Annotated in this window: 4 protein-coding genes; 3 read left to right on the top strand and 1 reads right to left on the bottom strand. The window is 62.5% G+C overall.

Annotated elements, in window-relative coordinates:
- Positions 1–350 precede the first annotated feature (350 nt).
- From AB4Y72_RS19580 to AB4Y72_RS19570, 3 genes are read left to right on the top strand one after another with little or no spacing between them, the layout of a single operon-like run.
- The gene (locus AB4Y72_RS19580; protein WP_441427800.1) at positions 351–722 is read left to right on the top strand and encodes a TIR domain-containing protein; all 372 of its coding nucleotides are present in this window, start codon (positions 351–353) and stop codon (positions 720–722) included.
- A complete protein-coding gene (locus AB4Y72_RS19575; protein ID WP_441427799.1) occupies positions 723–1,715 on the top strand; it encodes a caspase family protein in 993 nt (330 codons plus the stop codon). It abuts the gene before it with no gap.
- Positions 1,715–1,999 carry a hypothetical protein gene (locus AB4Y72_RS19570; RefSeq protein ID WP_441427798.1) on the top strand — a complete coding sequence of 95 codons (285 nt, stop codon included), beginning with the start codon at positions 1,715–1,717 and terminating at the stop codon, positions 1,997–1,999. Before AB4Y72_RS19575 ends, AB4Y72_RS19570 begins: the two co-directional genes overlap by 1 nt.
- 366 nt (positions 2,000–2,365) lie before the next feature.
- Here AB4Y72_RS19570 and AB4Y72_RS19565 read toward each other — a convergent pair whose 3' ends face one another.
- Positions 2,366–3,709 (bottom strand): ParB/RepB/Spo0J family partition protein, encoded by a 1,344-nt coding sequence (locus tag AB4Y72_RS19565; protein WP_441427797.1) that lies wholly within the window; start codon positions 3,707–3,709, stop codon positions 2,366–2,368.
- Positions 3,710–4,493: the final 784 nt, after the last annotated feature.

Raw genomic sequence — 4,493 nt, 5'->3', positions numbered from 1 at the left:
CCACCGGAACATCGATCACTAAAGTTCTACCGCCAGTTTCGCGCTTTTCCGCAGCTGGTGGCCACGGTGAGAAAAAACAAAACGCCATCGCCAAACTCAGCGCATTCTTCGAACGATTCTTCGGCTTGAGCTCGACAGGAAACTAGTCCCGGCCAGTAAGCCCCACCACCGGGGAGAAGCCGGGCCGCCTCAAGGAGAGTGGGTCCCCGATAGAAATCCTCCGGTCTTGCCCGTMAAATTCGTCTTCCCCTTTCGAGGTTGAAGAGTTTTGGTTGGATTCAAAGTTCGCTGTCGGAGCTGGCCCCTAGGATGAACCCTGGGTATTCGACCTACTTGAAGAGGAGACCGGCATGGCAGATACCAAGGTTGTTTTCGTTGCGTTCGCGATCGAGGACGAAAGGCAGCGTGATTTTTTGAAGGGACAATCCCTGTCACCGCGCGCGCCGTATGAGTTCATCGATATGTCGGTGAAAGAGGCGTATGAGAACGATTGGCAGGAAAAGGTCCGCACTCGTATTAAACGGTCGCATGGAATCATCGTCCTCGTCAGCGAGAACTCTCTGACATCGACGGGTCAGAAATGGGAGATCACCTGCGCGAAGGAAGAGGGCAAGCCTGTCCGTGGGATCTGGGCTTACTCGAACGATCGGACCACGCTGGCCGGAGTCAGCACGCTTGCGTGGAGCGACAAGAACATCAGCGACTTCATCGACTCCCTGTAGATGGGAATGCGCAAGGCGCTGATCGTTGGCGTCGATTACTACGAGCACATTGGCTCGCTGCACGGCTGCGTAAACGACGCCTACGCCGTCAACTCGGTTTTGGAGCGTCATTCGGATGGAACGCTGAATTTTTCCAACCCGAAGTTGCTCACCAGCACCGGACCGAACTCGACGGTTGATCGGAACGAGCTGAAGGACGCAGTGCGGGAACTGTTCCGTGACGACGCGGAGATCGCCCTGTTCTACTTCTCTGGCCACGGGTATCTCGAGGACACTGGTGGGTTCCTGTGTGCCAGTGACGCACGAACCGGAGACGACGGGCTTTCGCTGAATGAAGTTATGACGTTGGCGAACCAGTCGCCGGCGACGAACAAGGTCATTATCCTTGACAGCTGCCACAGCGGTGCCGCGGCCAACGCCGCGTCGGGTGGACATCAGGCCGATATTCGGGATGGGGTCACGATCCTGTCGGCTTCCACCGCTGAACAGTACGCGTTGGAGTCCGGCGGGTCAGGCGTATTCACCGGGCTCCTTGTTGACGCGCTCAACGGCGCCGCGGCGAACCTGGTCGGCGATATCACTCCCGGCAGCGTATACGCCCATGTCGATCAGTCTCTGGGCCCGTGGCAGCAACGTCCGGTGTTCAAGACGAACGTGAAAACGTTCGTGTCCTTGCGGCGCGCCGAGCCGCCGATCGCACTGACAGAGCTGCAGCAGCTCACGTCGATCTTCCCGGCCCCGGACTACCAGCTGCCGCTGGACCCTTCGTATGAACCAGCGCGCTCAGGCGAGCAGGTTGCAGATCCCGCAATTCCCGCCCCGGACCCGGCGAACAACGCCACATTCGAGGTGCTCCAGAAATATGTCAAGGTCAACCTTGTGCGCCCGGTAGAGGCCCCACACATGTACTACGCCGCCATGGAAAGCAAAGCTTGCGAGCTGACCGTTCTCGGAGAGCACTATTGGAACCTCGTTGAGCAGCGACGAATCTGATGCCTCACCAATCGGACGATTTCCTGGGCACACCCGCAGCTCTGGAGGCTGTCGCCGCGGTCGAGCACGAGCGATGGGCGCACTGGCAGCGGTACCTCCACGATCAGTGCACTGTTCTCGAAGACGGGAGCCTGCTGATTCCTTCCCATCTGGCAAAACGGTGGGAACGGCAGATCGCGACGCCGTACGCGGAGCTGTCGGATGAGGAGAAGAACAGCGACCGTGAGCAGGCTCATGAGTATCTTGCTGCGCTCAGGCAAGCGGCCGGCGATGACCTGCGCTAGAGCGCATCGAGCATTCCGGTTCTGACGGCGCTTCTAGGAGAGCAGAAGATCATCGACTAACAGTCAGGGCCAGCACGTGAGTGCCGGCCCTGACTCGGTTTTCCCTCTGCAAAGGAAATCTGTGGTTCAGCTTAGCTGAATGGTTTGTGATGCTGCCGCCGCCTGGTACCTCGTTGTTCCTGGTCCCGCGGGGTGGTGTTGCGTCGGCGCGTTGTCGCGGTTAATGGCGGTCCGTCGCTGGTGAGTGGCTGCTGTGGTTCGCCCTGGGCGGCGGACCGCCCCACTTCTGGGAGGTTCCTGGCCCTTGCTGGGGTGAGTGGGCCGGGCGGCTGCATTGGGGAATCAGCCACCCGGCTCACTTCTACGTTACTCGGTGTCGGTGGTGTGCTTGTCGATGATGATCTGCTCTACGGCGCTGGCCGTGTAACCCCATGCGGTGAGCTGGTTCAGGTAGTGGAAGTGCCGCTTCTCAGCGGACCTCCATGAGTCTTTCTGGATGGTCTTTTCATACCCGGCGCAGATCAGGGCGATGAGGGAGAACTCGGGGCGTGCGGTGGTTTTGGCGGTGTGGTCCCGCAACGGGTTCCAGCCCCACCGGTCGGTGTCCTCCCCGGTCTTGGCCCCGATCATCTCGGTGGCGACCTTGCCGTCGTAGCCGCTGGCGGTTTCGGGGTCGTGGGTGATCGCGTGGACTGTGAAGTACTGCCAGCCCTTCGGCGCGGTCTYCCGCGACAGCAGGGTCTTCACAAATTCGCGCCTGACCTTCGTGGCGCTTTCCATCTCCCGGTTATTGGCGATCAGGGTCTTCCGTTCGGCTTTCTGCTCGTCGGTCATCGGGCCTTTCTGCGCCTGGGTGCCGCCGTCGTAGCGTTCGTACTTCGGGGTGAAGCCCAGGTCCTTCCAGCCGGTAATGACGGGGTTGGCTTTGTGCTGGCCCCGATAGTCGGTGCTGATCAGGTAGGCATTGGCGTCCTCGTCGGTGGCCGGTTCCCCGTCGGCCCTCTTGGCGGCCGAGACGTACAGGTTCTCGTCGTTGGCGTAGTGCCCGGCGTCCTCGACGATGGTCTTGCCCTCCGCCTCGAGCTCGGCGATGAGTGCGGCGAGGGCTGCGGCGCGGTCGCGGCGGTCCCGGAGCATCTGCGCGACGTGCAGGAGCTGATCGGGTTCGTCCGCGATCACGGACTCCAGTTCCTCCGTGGCGTCCCGGTTCCCCTCAAATTCGGCCATGACAAGCGCTTCATCGATGGTATAGCCCTTGCCCAGGGCGGCGGATCCGGCGCTCGAGGACTTCGCTTTCAGCGCCCCTTCCACGGTGGTCTTGGTGCGCCCGGTCTTCTTGGCGATCGCGGCGGCTGACACGCCGATCAGGGACAGCTGGTGGTAGGCGTCGGCCTCGTCCGCTTCGGTCAGTTCGGCGCGCTGGATGTTCTCCACGACCTGCGTCACGATGCGCTCGGCTTCCTCCGGGGATTCGATGATCATCACCGGGATGCTGGTGCGTCCGGCTTCAACGGCGGCGCGGGTGCGGCGCTGTCCCATCAGGACGTGCACCACGCCGTCGTCCTTGCGGTGGGCGATGACGGGTTCCATCACGCCGTGGTCGGCAATGCTGGCAATGAAATCGGGTGTCAGGGCGGCGTCTTTGCGGACGTTGATGTCCACGGTCAGGGTGGCCGGGTCGAGCATTTCGAGGGTGGGTGTGGTGTTCATGGTGTTGCTCCTTTTGCAGAGGATTCCGGTGGGTGGGGCGGCTCAAGTGACCGGCCAGCTTCCCCTCTCCCCCGTTGTTTTTTGGTTGCTGGCAAGCTTGCTTGCTCGGCGGCCGACGGAGCCCTGTCTACCTGCAGGGCAAGGGGCCGGAAATTCCCGGAGGAAATCAGCGACGAAGGAGCGCCGGAGGGACATTTCCTGCACCGCAGGCCCCGACGAAGGAGGGGCTAGACCGGGTGGAGCGGACGCCTAGAATCCGAAGGACAGCAACCAAAAGACGTCGTAGACAAGACAGGGCCAAGGCGGGCCGGAGCCCTGCGACGGACAGCACTGGACCCAACAGCCGGCCGCGCCAGCGGACGCCCGAATGGGTGCGAGCCCTGCGAGCATGCCCTGGCTTCGTCTCCCCTGGATCCGCCCATGCCGGCCCGGCCCTTAGTCTGACCGGCCCGCTGCCTGTTCCACGGGCGGTCCTTCACCGAAATGGCGGTCCGCCGCCGGTGACCCGCGACGGAAGCCAACCACCGGCGGCGGACCGCCCGAACCTTTCGGCCGGTCCTGGTTCTTTGGTGAGGAGGGCGGTACCTTGCCGGGCGGGTTCCGCCCGGCAAGGTTCAGCAGGTTTAGGCGACGTTGGCCATGTACGGCATCCGGTAGCGGCTGGGCAGCTCGGCGGCGGCTTCGGGCAGGTCGTCCGGGCCGTGGGCCTGTCCGTTCTTCCAGTGGAAGAACGCCTGTTCGGTGATCGCGTCCCATTGGCGGGCCTTGGTCCGGTAGAACGTGC

This window comes from Arthrobacter sp. YAF34 (assembly GCF_052113245.1).
Taxonomy (GTDB): Bacteria; Actinomycetota; Actinomycetes; order Actinomycetales; family Micrococcaceae; genus Arthrobacter.
This window is presented reverse-complemented; position numbering and strand designations above follow the sequence as displayed.

Coding starts and splice junctions, on each gene's coding strand:
- AB4Y72_RS19580 (WP_441427800.1), top strand. CDS start 351: ATGGCAGATACCAAGGTTGTTTTCGTTGCGTTCGCGATCGAGGACGAA.
- AB4Y72_RS19575 (WP_441427799.1), top strand. CDS start 723: ATGGGAATGCGCAAGGCGCTGATCGTTGGCGTCGATTACTACGAGCAC.
- AB4Y72_RS19570 (WP_441427798.1), top strand. CDS start 1,715: ATGCCTCACCAATCGGACGATTTCCTGGGCACACCCGCAGCTCTGGAG.